The sequence below is a fragment of the Agrococcus sp. BE272 genome (genome assembly GCF_031457935.1).
GTDB lineage: Bacteria > Actinomycetota > Actinomycetes > Actinomycetales > Microbacteriaceae > Agrococcus > Agrococcus sediminis.
Genome location: NZ_JAVDXL010000002.1, coordinates 166,403 through 180,005, shown reverse-complemented (window position 1 = coordinate 180,005; position 13,603 = coordinate 166,403). Strand labels below are relative to the sequence as shown.

At 74.3% G+C, this 13,603-nt stretch carries 16 protein-coding genes and 1 tRNA gene; 2 read left to right on the top strand and 15 right to left on the bottom strand.

All coding sequences use genetic code 11. The features are described from left to right. Positions 1–6: 6 nt before the first annotated feature. The 9 genes from J2X49_RS07270 to J2X49_RS07230 all read right to left on the bottom strand — a co-directional run bounded on the left by J2X49_RS07270 (position 7) and on the right by J2X49_RS07230 (position 8,125). Complete coding sequence (locus J2X49_RS07270; protein ID WP_310124399.1) at positions 7–942, bottom strand: type II secretion system F family protein; 936 nt, start codon at positions 940–942, stop codon at positions 7–9. Then, entirely contained in the window at positions 939–1,796 is an 858-nt protein-coding gene (locus tag J2X49_RS07265; RefSeq protein ID WP_310124396.1) for a type II secretion system F family protein, read from the bottom strand. The genes J2X49_RS07270 and J2X49_RS07265 overlap by 4 nt, the downstream gene beginning before the upstream one ends. Beyond that, positions 1,793–3,022 carry an ATPase, T2SS/T4P/T4SS family gene (locus tag J2X49_RS07260; protein ID WP_310124393.1) on the bottom strand — a complete coding sequence of 410 codons (1,230 nt, stop codon included), beginning with the start codon at positions 3,020–3,022 and terminating at the stop codon, positions 1,793–1,795. Before J2X49_RS07260 ends, J2X49_RS07265 begins: the two co-directional genes overlap by 4 nt. A gap of 55 nt (positions 3,023–3,077) precedes the next feature. Then, a complete protein-coding gene (locus J2X49_RS07255; protein WP_310124389.1) occupies positions 3,078–4,004 on the bottom strand; it encodes a hypothetical protein in 927 nt (308 codons plus the stop codon). A gap of 39 nt (positions 4,005–4,043) precedes the next feature. Continuing rightward, on the bottom strand, positions 4,044–4,847 hold the full coding sequence (locus tag J2X49_RS07250; RefSeq protein ID WP_310124386.1) for an alpha/beta hydrolase: 804 nt from the start codon (positions 4,845–4,847) through the stop codon (positions 4,044–4,046). 10 nt (positions 4,848–4,857) lie between these two features. Further along, positions 4,858–5,562, bottom strand: a complete 705-nt coding sequence (locus tag J2X49_RS07245) for a flavodoxin family protein (RefSeq protein WP_310124383.1) — start codon at positions 5,560–5,562, stop codon at positions 4,858–4,860. Between the two features lie 66 nt (positions 5,563–5,628). Beyond that, on the bottom strand, positions 5,629–6,402 hold the full coding sequence (locus tag J2X49_RS07240) for a glucose 1-dehydrogenase (protein ID WP_310124379.1): 774 nt from the start codon (positions 6,400–6,402) through the stop codon (positions 5,629–5,631). An 89-nt stretch (positions 6,403–6,491) separates the two neighbouring features. Then, entirely contained in the window at positions 6,492–7,349 is an 858-nt protein-coding gene (locus J2X49_RS07235; protein WP_310124376.1) for a 3-hydroxyacyl-CoA dehydrogenase family protein, read from the bottom strand. After that, the gene (locus J2X49_RS07230) at positions 7,346–8,125 is read right to left on the bottom strand and encodes an SDR family NAD(P)-dependent oxidoreductase (RefSeq protein ID WP_310124373.1); all 780 of its coding nucleotides are present in this window, start codon (positions 8,123–8,125) and stop codon (positions 7,346–7,348) included. Before J2X49_RS07230 ends, J2X49_RS07235 begins: the two co-directional genes overlap by 4 nt. Before the next feature lie 64 nt (positions 8,126–8,189). Here J2X49_RS07230 and J2X49_RS07225 point away from each other — a divergent pair. Together J2X49_RS07225 and J2X49_RS07220 are read left to right on the top strand one after the other, a co-directional pair. After that, positions 8,190–8,272: transfer RNA gene (locus J2X49_RS07225), tRNA-Leu, on the top strand. Positions 8,273–8,303: 31 nt separating this feature from the next. Further along, positions 8,304–9,029, top strand: coding sequence for a DedA family protein (locus J2X49_RS07220; protein WP_310124371.1), 726 nt, complete (start codon positions 8,304–8,306; stop codon positions 9,027–9,029). Positions 9,030–9,045: 16 nt separating this feature from the next. Here J2X49_RS07220 and J2X49_RS07215 read toward each other — a convergent pair whose 3' ends face one another. Genes J2X49_RS07215 through rph form a run of 6 tightly spaced genes read right to left on the bottom strand, consistent with a single transcriptional unit; the run spans position 9,046 to position 13,595 of the window. Beyond that, positions 9,046–9,699 carry a metal-dependent transcriptional regulator gene (locus J2X49_RS07215; protein WP_128188441.1) on the bottom strand — a complete coding sequence of 218 codons (654 nt, stop codon included), beginning with the start codon at positions 9,697–9,699 and terminating at the stop codon, positions 9,046–9,048. Further along, positions 9,680–10,552: a metal ABC transporter permease gene (locus J2X49_RS07210; protein WP_310124365.1), complete on the bottom strand. Its 873-nt coding sequence runs from the start codon at positions 10,550–10,552 to the stop codon at positions 9,680–9,682. Before J2X49_RS07210 ends, J2X49_RS07215 begins: the two co-directional genes overlap by 20 nt. After that, entirely contained in the window at positions 10,552–11,280 is a 729-nt protein-coding gene (locus tag J2X49_RS07205) for a metal ABC transporter ATP-binding protein (protein WP_128188439.1), read from the bottom strand. Before J2X49_RS07205 ends, J2X49_RS07210 begins: the two co-directional genes overlap by 1 nt. After that, complete coding sequence (locus J2X49_RS07200; RefSeq protein ID WP_310124358.1) at positions 11,277–12,203, bottom strand: metal ABC transporter solute-binding protein, Zn/Mn family; 927 nt, start codon at positions 12,201–12,203, stop codon at positions 11,277–11,279. The genes J2X49_RS07205 and J2X49_RS07200 overlap by 4 nt, the downstream gene beginning before the upstream one ends. Before the next feature lie 52 nt (positions 12,204–12,255). Beyond that, positions 12,256–12,873, bottom strand: coding sequence for an RdgB/HAM1 family non-canonical purine NTP pyrophosphatase (gene rdgB, locus J2X49_RS07195; RefSeq protein WP_310124355.1), 618 nt, complete (start codon positions 12,871–12,873; stop codon positions 12,256–12,258). Next, positions 12,870–13,595, bottom strand: coding sequence for a ribonuclease PH (gene rph, locus J2X49_RS07190; RefSeq protein WP_310124353.1), 726 nt, complete (start codon positions 13,593–13,595; stop codon positions 12,870–12,872). Before rph ends, rdgB begins: the two co-directional genes overlap by 4 nt. Positions 13,596–13,603 lie beyond the last annotated feature (8 nt).

Here is a 13,603-nt window from a genome sequence, read left to right as displayed (position 1 = left end):
CCTCCTTCAGAATCCGACCTGCAGCACATGGATGCCCGGCCACATCGCGAACGCCACCGTGGTCGGCAGCAGACCGAACACGAGCGGCACGAGCATCGAGATCTCCTTGCGGCCCGCCGCCTCGAGCAGGTCGCGCTTCGCGGCGTCGCGCGCGTCGAGCGCCTGCGCCTGCAGCGTCTGGGCGAGCGGCGTGCCGCGCTCGATCGCGCCGCGCATCTGCTCGACGCTGCGCGTGACCCCGGGATGCCCGAGCTCGTCGGCGAGTGCCCCGAGCGCGCTCGAGAGGCTCTCCCCCGCCGCCGACTGCGCGACGACGCCCGCGAGCTCGCTCCCGAGCGCGCTGCGGCCCGCGGCGCCGACCCGGCGCAGCGCGTCCTGCAGGCCCTCGCCCGCGGCGAGGCTCAGCGACAGGAACTCGAGGATCGACGGCAGCTCGCTCGAGATGCGCGCGAGCCGCCGCTTCGCGCGTCGCTGGAGCAGCCAGTCGACGGTGGCGGCGCCGATCGCGGCGCCGAGCAGCGCGAGCCCAGCGGGCAGCGCGAGCTGCCCCTGCTGCAGCGCGCCCACCACCCCGAGCGCCGCGCCGACGGCGGCGCCGAGCACCGTCCAGCGCAGCTGGCGGCCGCGGAAGTCGCTCACCGTCTCGCTCGCCGACGCCTGGCGCAGCCGGAGGCGGATGCCGTCGGGCGCGCCGAGCACCGCGTGCACGAGCGGCGCCAGCCGATCGCCGACCGGCGACGCGACCGCGCCGAGCACGCGCGCCGGGTCCACGCGCCTGCGTGCGAGCAGGTCGCGCGCGCCCGGCGAGACGTCGAGCACGTACGGCGCGACCCGGTGCAGCAGCAGCGGTCGGCGCAGGATCGGCACGAGGCTGACGAGCATCCACAGCCCGAGCCCGAGGCCGGCGCCGAGGATCAGTGCCCATCCGAGCGACGCGGTCACGCGAACCACCGCGCCTCGGTCGGCAGCGCGCCGATGCGGAGCATCACGCGGTAGGCGATGAAGGTCACGACCGCGCCGCCGCCGATGAGCGCGAGACCGCCGGGCGCGTTGTACGCCTGCGCCGCCTCGGGCCTGGTCGAGAGGATGAGCAGCACGATCCACGGCGCCGCGACGCCCAGCCGCGCCGCGCTGACGATCCACGTCTGCCTCGCCTCCAGCTCGCCGCGAGTCGCGAGGTCGACGCGCAGGTAGGCGGCGAGCTCGCGCAGCACCGTCGTCACCTCCGTGCCGCCGACCTCGCGCGCCATCCGGAGCGTCTCGAGGATGCGGTCGGCGACCGGATCGGCCAGGCGGTCCTTCAGTCGGTCGAGGGCGTAGCCGAAGGAGCCGGTCGCGCGGTGATCGGCCGCGTAGGCGGTGAAGGCCGCTCGCGTGATCTCCGGACCGGCGTGCGCGAGCTGCGCCACCGCATCCGGCAGCGCGAGCCCGCTCCGCACGGCGGAGACCAGGTGGTCGACGACGTCGGGCCAGACCGACGCCTGCGCTCGGCGGCGCCGCTTGGCGCGCCAGCGCACGGCGATCACGGGCCCGGCGGCGCCGGCGGCGAACGCGGCGGCCGCGACCGCCACCACCGGCGCGAGGGCGAGCGCGACGCCCGCGGCGAGGACGCCGGCCAGCACCGACACCGCCGCGAGCGCGAGGGGCGGGATGCCCTCGAGGCCCGCGTGCGTGAGGCGGTCGAGCAGTCGGCGGCGCGGCTGCGGATCCGGCGTGCGGGCGCTGCGCGGCCACAGCCACGGGCTGACGGCGAGCACGATGCCGAGGCCGAGGAGGCAGCCGAGCAGCCACGTCATGCGCGGCCCCCGAGCAGCCCGACGGGATCGATGCCGACCGCGGCGAACTTCGCCGTCCTCGCCGGGTGCGACCCGGTCGGCTCGAGCAGCCCGTCGCGCAGGGCGAACAGGGCGGATGCCTCGATGACACCGGCGGTGACCTGCCCCGTCGGCGCGAGGATCTCGACGACGCGGCGGTTGCCGCGCGCGTCGATCGCGAGGTGGACCACGAGGTCGACGCACTGCGCGACGGTGGGCACGACGAACCCCGCGTCGATGTTGCGCCCCGCGAGCAGCGGCAGCGTGGTGAGCTTCGTGAGCGCGTCGCGCGCGGAGTTCGCGTGGATCGAGCACATGCCGGAGACGCCGCAGTTGAGCGCCACGAGCAGGTCGAGCGCCTCGGCCTCGCGCACCTCGCCGACGACGAGCCGGTCGGGGCGCATCCGCAGGCTCTCCTTCACCAGCCGCCGCAGCGAGATCTCGCCCGTGCCCTCGAGCGACGGCTGCCGGCACTGGAGCCCCACGATGTCGTCGACGGGCGGATCGAGCTCGAAGGTCTCCTCGACCGTCACCACCCGCTCGCTCGGCCGCACGGCGGCGAGCAGGGCGTTCAGCATGGTGGTCTTGCCGGCGTGCGTCGGCCCGGAGACGAGGATGTTGCAGCCGGCGACGACCGCGCTGCGCAGGAACGCGGCGGCCTGCTGGCTGAGCGCGCCGCGCTCGACGAGCGCCGAGAGCGCGGCGAGCCGCCGGGCGAACTTGCGGATGTTGATCGACATCGCGCCGCGGGCGACGTCGCCGGATGCGACGTGGAGCCGGGAGCCGTCGGGCAGCGACGCGTCGACGAAGGGCGACGAGAGGTCGACGCGGCGGCCCGTCGTCGACAGCATCCGCTCGACGAGGTCGCGCACCTCGGTCTCGGTGAGCCGGATCGGCAGCTGCTCGCTGACGCCGCCGCGCGCGCAGAAGACGCGCGAGCCGTGGTTGACCCACAGCTCCTCGACCTCGGGATCGTCGAGGTAGGGCTGCAGCGGCCCGTAGCCCGAGACCGCCGCGAGCACGTCGCGCTCGGCCTGCCGCTCGTCGGCCAGCAGCGGCACGCTGCCGCCGAGCGAGCGCTCGGCGTAGGAGCGCACCGCGTCGCGCACGTAGCGCTCGGCGAGGTCGCCGGAGCGGGCCAGGTCGACCCCGTCGCGGCGCACCCTCGCCCGCACGGTGGCGGTGATCTCGGCGACGGCCTGGCGCATGCGAGCCAGTGAACCGCGAGCGCGTCAGCCCTCGCGGAAGTTCTCCACAGCCGCCTCAGCCCCCGTCAGCCCACCGCAGCACCCGCAGCGCCTTGAGCGTGATCCAGCGGCTCGGCTCCCCGACCGACCCGTAGTCGACGACCCGGTCGCCGCCGTGCACGACGTCGAGCGGCCAGCGGCCGTCGTCCCGCCGCTTCGAGCGCACGAGCTCGATCGCCTCGGCCATCCGCTCGTCGGGGCGGGCGCCCACGGCGCGGAAGTGCTCGAGCGCCCGCAGCGCGTCGTACTCGTGGCGCGGCGGGAAGGCGAAGCGCAGGTAGCCCTCGTCGACGATCTCGCCGGTCGAGCGCCGTCGCAGCAGCGAGCGCTCGAGCAGGTAGGCCTCGCCGCTCGCCCGCGCCTCGGGCACGCGCGGGTCGTCGCTCACGCGCTCGAACGCCGCGAGCGCTTCGAGCACCGCGATCGTCGTGTCGAACGACGAGCGCACCGAGCCGCGCTCCTGCTCGCAGTTCCAGCCGCCGTCCTCCATGCGCTCGCCGAGCAGCCGCTCGACGACCGGCGTCGCGTCCTCGCCGTAGTAGACGGCGTTCGTCACGAGCGCGCCGTTGATGCACGGCTCGACCTCGCCCTCGAAGAACGGCTCGTCGTCGTACTCCCAGCGCGTCACCCGCGCGACGTCGTCGATCGCCTGCCGCACCGCCGCATCCGCCGGGTCGACGCCCAGCAGCCGCAGCTCGGTCAGCACGTGGGCGGTGGATGTCCACGGCTGGCCGGGCAGCTCCGGCTCGGCCTTCGGGAAGTGCGCGCCGCCCGCCCACTGCCCGTCGGTCCCGCGGGCGGCGAGCAGCGCCGCGCCGTGGCCCTCGTGCGCGACCCTCGCGCGCTCGCGGGCCACGGCATCCGGATCCTCGTCGAGCAGGTCGGCCATCGCCTGCCAGCGGATCGAGGGATCGCCCCGCAGCAGCCAGTCGGTGACGCTCATGGCCGCATCCTGCCCCTCGCCGCCGACACGCGCCACGGGTCAGTCGAGGAACGCCAGCAGCGCCCGGTTGAACTCGTCGGCGTGGCTCACGTTGCAGCCGTGCGGTGCGCCGGAGATGACGTGCAGCTCGCTGTGCTCGATCGTCTCGTGCGTGCGGCGGCCGGAGCCCTCGAACGGCACCGTCTGGTCGCCGTCGCCGTGCAGCACGAGCACCGGCACGGTGATCGTGCCGAGGTCGTCGCGGAAGTCGGTGGTCGCCCACGCGTCCATCGCCCCGAGCGCCGCGGGCTGGTGCGACTGCAGGGCGAGCCGGATGCCCTCCTGGCGCTGCGCCTCGCTCACCTGCAGTCCCTCCTCGGTCGAGAAGAAGCCGGTCGTGAACTCGTCGAAGAACGCCTCGCGGTCGGCCTCGAGCCCCTTGCGGAGCGAGCGGTAGGCCTCTTCGGTGAGCGGACCCTCCGGGTTGTCGTCGGCGTGCAGCAGGTAGGGCGGCACCGCTGCCGCGAACACCACCGAGCGCACGCGCTCCTCGCCGTAGGTCGAGACGTAGCGCGCGACCTCGCCGCCGCCCATCGAGAAGCCGACGAGCGCGACGTCGCGCAGGTCGAGCTCGGTGAGCACCCGGTCGAGGTCGGCCGCGAGCGTGTCGTAGTCGTAGCCCTCGTCGGGCTTGTCGCTGCGGCCGAAGCCGCGGCGGTCGTAGGCGACGACGCGGTGGCCGGCGGCGGTGAGCGCCCCGGTCTGCGCCGCCCATGCCTCGGCCGAGAGCGGCCAGCCGTGCAGCAGCACGACGGGGCGGCCGTCGCCGCCCGAGTCCTCGATGTGCAGGCGGATGTCGGTCATGGTCGCGCTCCTATCTGTACTCGGGGTTCTGGAACCCGAAGCGCTCGCCGCGCTCCCAGGCGTTGCGGTCGTTGCCCTCGGTCGGGATGCCCCCGCGCAGCATGCGCGCGAGGTGCAGCAGGTTCCACGTCATGATCGTGATGTTGCGCTGCGTGAAGTCGTTGTCGGCGCCCGCGTGCGAGCCGTCGTCGAGCTCGTCGCCGTAGGAGGGGCCGGGGCCCGCCTCGCCCACCCAGCCCGCGTCGGCCTGCGGCGGGATGGTGCAGCCGAGGTGCTGCAGGGCGTAGAGCACCTCGCGCGCGACGTGCTTCATGCCGTCCTCGTTGCCGCCGACGAGGCATCCGCCGACCTTGCCGTAGTAGATCGACTGGCCGTGCTCGTTGAGCTCGCCCGACTCGGCGTAGAGGCGCTCGACCACGCGGCGCGTGGCGCTCGAGGCGTCGCCGAGCCAGATGGGGGTCGCGATCACGAGGATGTCGGCCCCGAGCACGCGGTCCCAGATGGCGGGCCAGGCGTCCTCGGCGGCGCCGTGCTCGGTCATGTCGGGCTGCACGCCCGGGGCGATCGCGTGGTCGACCGCGCGCACCACCTCGACCTCGACGCCCTGCTCGCGCAGGATGCGGGCGCTCGCCTCGATCAGCAGGTCGGTGTGGCTCTCGCCCGGCGACGGCGTGAGGCTGCCGTTGAAGTAGACGGCCTTGAGGGTCTCGGTCATGCACTCCACGCTGGCACGGAGCGGCTGGGAGCGCCATGGCAGTTCGGCGCTCCCGGCCGCGTCGGCTCACATGGCGCCGGTGTACCCGCCGTCGACGTGCAGCGTCGTCCCCGTGACGTAGGAGGAGGCGTCGCTGGCCAGCCACAGGCTCGCCTGCGCGATCTCGGCCGGCTGCGCGAAGCGGTGCAGCGCCGAGAGCTGCTTCGGGTACTCCTGCGGGTCGAGGCCGAACTGCTCGATGGCGCCGCGCAGCATCGGCGTGTCGACCGCGCCGGGGGCGACCGAGTTCACGCGGATCCCGTGCGGGCCGTTCTCGACAGCGGCGGTCTTCGTGAGCGCGTTCACGCCGTGCTTGGCGGCGTTGTACGCGACCGTCATCGGCTGCACGCGGAAGCCCGACGTCGACGAGATGTTGACGATCGAGCCGCCGTCGCCCTGCGCGAGCATCTGGCGCAGCTCGTACTTCAGCGTCAGCGCGGTGCCCTTCAGGTCCACCGACATGAGGCGGTCCCAGTAGGCCTCGTCGATCTCGGAGACCAGGCCCTGGTCGGGCGTGAGCGCCGCGTTGTTCACCGCGACGTCGAGCCGGCCGTAGCGCGCGACGGTCGTCGCGACCATCGCCTCGACCTGCTCGCCCTTCGAGATGTCGACCTGCACGAAGAGCGCATCGCCGCCCTTCGCGCGGATGTCGGCGGCGACCTCCTCGCCCTTCTCCACGTTGAAGTCGGCGACGACCACCTTCGCGCCGGCCTCGGCGAACAGCCGCGCCGTCGCCTCGCCCATGCCCATGGCGGCGCCGGTCACGATCGCGACCTTGTCCTGCAGCACCGGGAACGTCATCTTCGGATCCTCTCCCTCACGGGCGGCGCTCGTCGTCGCCCTCCATGAGGGGCAACACCCCGTGTACGGGGTTATTCCGAATTTGAACGTTACGGCTCGAGCGCGTCGCGGGCCGCGATGAGCGCCGCGAGCCTCGCCGCGAACCGCGCCGGCGCATCCGCCTCGCGCTCGAGGAAGCCGCGCCCGGTCTTCGCGCCGAGGTCGCCGCGCTCGGCCCGGTCGCGCAGCATCGCGGGGGCGGCGGATGCGTCGCCGAGGCTCGGCAGGATCCCGTCGGCCACGCTCGTCCAGACGTCGAGGCCGCCGAGGTCCATGATCTCGAAGGGCCCCGCGAGCGCCCAGCGCGGCCCGAGCCCGGCGGTCACCACGCGGTCGACCTGCTCGGGGCTCGCGACGCCCCGCTCGACGAGGTGCATCGCCTCGCGGTAGAGGGCCGCCTGCAGGCGGTTCGCGATGAAGCCCTCCACCTGGTGCGCGAGCGGCACGGCCGTCTTGCCCGCCGCGGTGAGCAGCGCCACCATCCGCTCGACGGTCTCCGGCGGCGTCGCGGGCCCCGGCACCACCTCGACGAGCGGCACGGTGTCGGCGGGGTTGAAGAAGTGCGCGATGACGAGCCGCGACGGGTCGCGCATGCCCGCCGCGAGCGCGTCGGCCCCGATCGACGAGGTGTTCGAGGCGATCACCGCGTCGGCGTTCGCCGCCTCGACCTCGGCGAGCAGCGCGCGCTTCAGCTCGAGCCGCTCGGGCGCGGCCTCGAGCACGAGCGTCGCGCCCTCGACCGCCGAGGCGACCGAGTCGTGCGCGGATGCGCCGGCCGAGTCGGCGGCACGGGCGGCGGCCGCCGGGTCGACGTCGAAGACCCGCACCTCGTGGCCGGCGCGCGCGAGCACCCGCGCGATGCCGGCCCCCATGACGCCGGCGCCGAGCACCGCGACGACCTCGCTCATCGGCCGCTCCCCCGCTCGATCCTCGCGCCGAGCCCGAAGCCGGCGATGAGCCGCGACGGCACGAGCGGCAGCAGCGGCGCCGCGAGCCGGTAGCGCCAGTCGCTCACGACGACGCCGCGCCGCCGGCGCAGGGCCGTGAGCCCCTCGCGCACGACGGTCGGCGCATCCGCCCACCCGGCACGCGGCACGGTGTCGGCCGCGACGCCCATCCGCTCGTGGAACTCCGTCGCGACGAAGCCGGGCAGGAGCGCCGTGACGGTCACGCCGTCGCGGCGGTAGCGGGCGTCGAGCGCGCGCGACAGGGCGATCACCTGCGCCTTCGCCGCAGCGTACGAGCCGCTCGGCAGGCGCCCGGCGAGGCTCGCGACGTTGAGGATGCCGCCGCGGCCGCGCTCGCGCATGCCGGGCAGCGCCGCGTGCGCGAGCCGCAGCGGCACCCACGTGAGCAGCTCGTGCATGGCGCGCTCGTCGGCGATGGCGGATGCGTGGAAGGGCTCGGCGACGGCGTGCCCGGCGTTGTTGACGAGCACGTCGACCGGCCGCGCGACGTCCTGCAGGCGCGCGGCGACCCGCTCGAGCCCGGCCTCGTCCGTGAGGTCGGCCGGCAGCACCTCGACGTCGGCCGCGCCGAGCGCGGGCAGCTCGGCCGCGAGCTCCCACAGGCGGTCGGCGCTGCGCGCGACGAGCACGAGCGCGAAGCCGTCGGCGGCGAGCTGGCGCGCGAACTCCGCGCCGAGCCCGGCCGAGGCGCCGGTCACGAGGGCGCGCATCTGCATGGCACAACCTTGGCAGAGCCGGAGCGTGGGGACCTGCGCGAAAAGGTACGCTGATCACACCCACGCGGGAGTGGTGGAATTGGCAGACACGCAGGATTTAGGTTCCTGTGCCCACGTGGCGTGGGGGTTCGAGTCCCCTCTCCCGCACGGCGACCGCCCATCGCGCGAAGGAGCGTCCGTGCCCCACCTGCCAGCCGAGTTCCTCATCGACATCGAGGGGCTGATCTCGGGCGCCGGCGTCTGGGCGCTGCTGCTGGTGTGCGCCATCGTGTTCGTCGAGACGGGGCTGCTCTTCGGCTTCCTGCTGCCGGGCGACACGCTGCTCGTGATCGCCGGCGTGCTCTCCTACACCGGCGTCATCCCGCAGCCCATCTGGCTCGTCATGCTCTGCATCTGGGCGTGCGCGGTCGCGGGCGACCAGCTGGGCTACTTCATCGGGCACAAGGCCGGGCCGCCCATCTTCCAGCGCAAGTCGTCGGGGCTCTTCTCGCATCGCACGATCGAGCGCACCAACCGCTTCTTCCTGAAGTACGGCGCGGCGGCGGTCATCATCGCCCGCTTCATCGGCATCGTCCGCACGTTCATGCCGGTCGCCGCGGGCGTCGGGCGCATGCCGTGGCCGCTGTTCTTCCGGCTCGACGTGCTCGGCGGCCTGCTGTGGGGCGCGGGGCTGCCGCTGCTCGGCTGGGGCGTCGCACACATCCCGGGCGTCGCCGACCTCGTCACCGAGTACATCGACCTCGTGCTGCTCGGCGTCGTCGCGATCGCCATCTGCTTCATCGTGTGGCACGCGATCCAGTCGCGGCGCGACGTCGAGCGCGAGATCCGCGACGGCAGCGCGACGGGCGCCGTCGAGACGCTCGACCTCTCGGGCACCGGCCAGCAGCCGGGCATCGAGCGCTGATCGCGCGAACCTCGGGTCAGGCGGCGAGCCAGATCGCCTGCGCCACGTCGGGGCCGACGTCGATCGTCGTCGAGCCGCTGCGCACCTGGATGGAGCCCGAGTAGGGCTTCTGCCCGAGCACCGTCAGCCGCGCGTCGAGCGCGACCCCGGCCCCGGCGAGGAACCGCAGCATGGCCGGGTCGGCGTCCGAGATGCGCACCACCGCGCCCGCGTGGCCGACCTCCGCATCGGCGAGCAGCACCGCATCCGGTCGCCGCACCGTGCCGTCGGCGGCCGGGATCGGGTCGCCGTGCGGGTCGCGCTCCGGGTCGCCGAGCGAGCGGGCGATCGAGTCGAGCAGCCGGTCGCTCAGCGCGTGCTCGAGGATCTCGGCCTCGTCGTGCACCTCGTCCCAGTCGTAGCCGTGCCGCTCGACGAGCCACGTCTCGACCACCCGGTGGCGCCGCACCTGCCGCACCGCGAGCGCGCGACCGTCGTCGGTCAGCTCGACCGCGCCGTAGGGGCGGTGGCGCACGAGGCCCGCGGCGGCGAGCTTCTTCACCATCTCGGTCACGGTGGAGTTCGCCAGTCCCAGGCGGGACGCGAGCTGCGAGGGGGTGATGGGCTCGGGCTGCCACTCGGTGTGGTGGTAGATCGCCTTGACGTAGTCCTCAGCCGCCGTCGACTGCATGACGCCTCGCTCTCGCCCACCGGATGACGAGCCCCCGGCGGGGCCCGAACAGCAACGCTAGCCCGAACGCGAGCCCCTGGGTCAGCACCACCGCGCCGCCCGGCGAGATGTCCATCCAGAAGGCCGCGATGAGCCCCACCATCGACGCGGCGACGGTGATGCCGACCGACCACGCGAGCAGCGCGTCCCACCGCACGGCGATGAGCGACGCGGTCGCGCCGGGGATGACGAGCATCGCGACGACGAGGATGATGCCGACCGCCTGCAGCGCGGTGACGACGGTGAGCGCGAGCGCGCCGAGCAGCACCGCGTGCAGCAGCCGCGGCCGCAGGCCGATCGCGTGGGCGTGGCCCGGGTCGAAGGCGACGAGGGTCAGGTCGCGGCGCAGCACGGCGAGCGTCGCGCAGACGATCGCGCCGACGACGAGCACCTGGGCGATGTCGGCGTCCGAGACGCCGAGCACGTTGCCGAAGAGGATGTGCTGCAGGTCGGTCTGGGCGGGCGTCACCGACACGATCACCAGCCCGAGCGCGAACAGCGTCGTGAACACGACGCCGATCGCCGCATCCGCCTTGATCCTCGACGCCGCCCGCACGCCGCCGATGAGCGCGACCGCGCCGATGCCGAACACGGCGGCGCCGATCGCGAACGGCAGCCCCAGGATGTACGCGAGCGCGACGCCGGGCAGCACCGAGTGCGAGACCGCATCGCCCATGAGCGACCACCCCATCTGCACGAGCCACGTCGACAGCAGCGCGCAGGCGACGGCGGCGACGAGCGTCACGAGGATCGCCCGCAGCATGAAGTCGTAGGCGAAGGGCGCGAGCAGCGCGTCGACGAGCCCCGCGTCCATCACCGCTCCTCCCTCGTGCCGGCGCCGAAGGCAGCGGCGATGCGCTCGGGTGTGAGCGTCTCGGCGGGCGGCCCGTGGTGCAGCAGCCGCCCGCGCAGCAGCAGCACCGAGTCGGCGAGCTCGGCCACCCCCGAGAGGTCGTGGTGCACGATCACCACGGTCCGGCCCTGGGCGCGGATGCCGCGCAGCACCTCGGTGATCTGCGCCTCGCTCGTGCGGTCGACGCCCGCGAACGGCTCGTCGAGCAGCAGCAGCTCGGCGTCCTGCGCGATCGCGCGGGCGACGAAGGCGCGCTTGCGCTGCCCGCCCGAGAGCTCGCCGATCTGCCGGTCGGCGAGGTCGGCGATGCCGAGCAGCGCGAGGGCCTCGTCGACGGCCGCGCGGTCGGCGGCGCGCGGGATGCGCAGCAGCCCCATCCGCCCGTAGCGGCCGGTCGTGACGACGTCGCGCACCGTCACCGGGAAGTCCCAGTCGACGGTCTCGGCCTGCGGCACCGAGGCGACGAGGCCGGCGCGGCGCGCCTCTGCAGGGGTGCGCCCGAGGATGCGCACCGTGCCCTCGTGCGGCACCCGCTCGAGCACGGCCGCGAGCATCGACGACTTGCCGGAGCCGTTGACCCCGACGAGCCCGGTGATCTCACCGGTGCGGATGCGCGCGGTCACGTCGGCGAGCGCGCGCACGTCGCCGTAGCGGACGCCGAGGTGCTCGGCGACGATGGCGTCGGTCATGCTCCCAGCCCCTCCAGGATGATGTCGATGTCGTGCGCGATGAGCGCGAGGTAGGTGGGCGCCGGACCGTCGGGCTCGGAGAGCGAGTCGACGTGCAGCCCGCCGTCGAAGCGCACGCCGGCGTTCCGCGCGATCTGCTGCTGGGTGCCCGGATGCGTCGTGGACTCGCAGAAGACCGTCGGCACGCGCGTCTCGGCGACGACGCCCGCGACCGCCGCGATCGACTGCGGCGTGCCCTGCCCGCCGGCGTTCACGGGCCACAGGCTCGCCTCGGCGAGCCCCGCGTCGCGGGCGAGGTAGCTGAAGGCGCCCTCGCACGTGACGAGCACGCGATGCTGCTCGGGCAGCAGCGCGACGCCCTCGCGCAGCCGCTCGCCCTCGGCCTCGAGCGCGGCCGTCACGGCGGCGGCGCGCGCGTCGATCGCGTCGCGCTCGGCGGGCACGAGGTCGCCGATCGCGACGCGCAGCGCCTCGACGTAGCGCGCCCCCTCGGCGGGCGAGACCCAGGCGTGGGCGTTGGGATTGCCCGCGTAGTGGCCGGTCTCGATCGGGATCGGGTCGACGACGTCGCTCAGCACGACGTGCGGCGCATCCGCGCGCTCGACCAGGGTCAGCAGCCAGTCGTCGATGCCCATGCCGTTCGTGACGACGAGGTCGGCGCCCTCGGTGCGCACGAGGTCGCCGGGCGTCGGCTCGTAGTCGTGCACCTCGACGCCGACCCGGGTGAGCGACTCGACCCGGGCGGCGTCGCCCGCGACCTCGCGCGCGATGTCGGCGATCACCGTGAAGGTCGCGAGCACGAGCGGCCGGCCGTCGTCCTCGACCGCGGCCGGCGCCGGCGACGCGCAGCCCGTCAGCGCGGCGACGGCGCACGCGATGGCGACGGCTACCCTTCGCCGTCCCGCACGCTGTGTTTTCGGCACACCGAAATCATGGCACAGGGATGCGCGAGCCGCATCCGCGAGGACAGCGCCGTCAGCGCCCGAGCACGCGCTCCGCGAGCGCCGTGAACGCGAGCCGCCGGTGGCTGCGCGCGTCCTTCTCCTCCGGGCTCAGCTCGGCGGCCGCCCTGCCGTCGGCGTCGTGCGGCACGAACACCGGGTCGTACCCGAACCCGCCCTCGCCGCGCGGCGCCTCCGCGATCTCGCCCCGCCAGTCGGCCCGCACCGCGAGCTCGCCGTCGGCGTCGACCCACGCCGCGGCGCAGACGAACTGCGCCCCGCGGTCGGCGTTCCCAGCGAGGTTCTCCAGCAGCAGCTCGAGGTTGTCGCGGTCGTCGCGCGTGCCGGCATAGCGCGCCGAGTGGATGCCGGGCGCGCCGTCGAGCGCGTCGACCTCGATGCCCGAGTCGTCGGCGAGCGCGGGCAGCCCGGTGCGCTCGTGCGCGGCGCGCGCCTTGATGAGCGCGTTCGCCTCGAACGTCTCGCCGTCCTCGACGGGCTCCGGGCCGCTGTCGGGCACGAGCTCGACGCCGGGCAGCAGCGGCGCGAGGATGCGCTGCAGCTCCTCCACCTTGTGCGGGTTGCGCGTCGCGACGACCACCTGCAGGCCCCCGCCGACGACATCGATGCCGGTCGCTCCCAGGTCGGTCATGCGCCGAGCGCCTCTCGCTGCAGCTCGGTCAGGCGTGCCGTGCCCGCGAGCGCCAGGTCGAGCATCCCGTCGAGCTCCGCGCGGTCGAAGGGCGCGCCCTCGGCGGTGCCCTGCACCTCGATGAGGAGGCCCCGGCCGGTCGCGACGACGTTCATGTCGGTGCCGGCGCGCACGTCCTCGACGTAGGCGAGGTCGAGCATCGGCTCGCCGTCGATCATCCCCACCGACACGGCGGCGACCGAGTCGATCAGCGGCGTCGCGCTCTTGGGCACGCGCCCCTCGGCCTGCGCCCAGCGGATCGCGTCCGCGAGCGCCACGTAGGCGCCCGTGATCGCGGCGGTGCGGGTGCCGCCGTCGGCCTGCAGCACGTCGCAGTCGACCGCGATCGAGAGCTCGCCGAGCGCCCGCATGTCGACGCCGGCGCGCAGGGAGCGGCCGATGAGGCGCGAGATCTCGTGGGTGCGGCCGCCGACCTTGCCGCGCACGCTCTCGCGGTCCATCCGCTCGTTCGTCGAGCGCGGCAGCATCGCGTACTCGGCCGTCACCCAGCCCTTGCCCTTGCCCGCCATCCAGCGGGGCACCGTGGGCATGACGGATGCGGTGCACAGCACCTTCGTGGCGCCGAAGGAGACGAGGGCGCTGCCCTCGGCCTGCTGGCTCCAGCCCCGCTCGATCGTCACGTCGCGCAGCTCGTCGAGCTGCCTGCCGTCCTTGCGTGCCATGCCTGGTC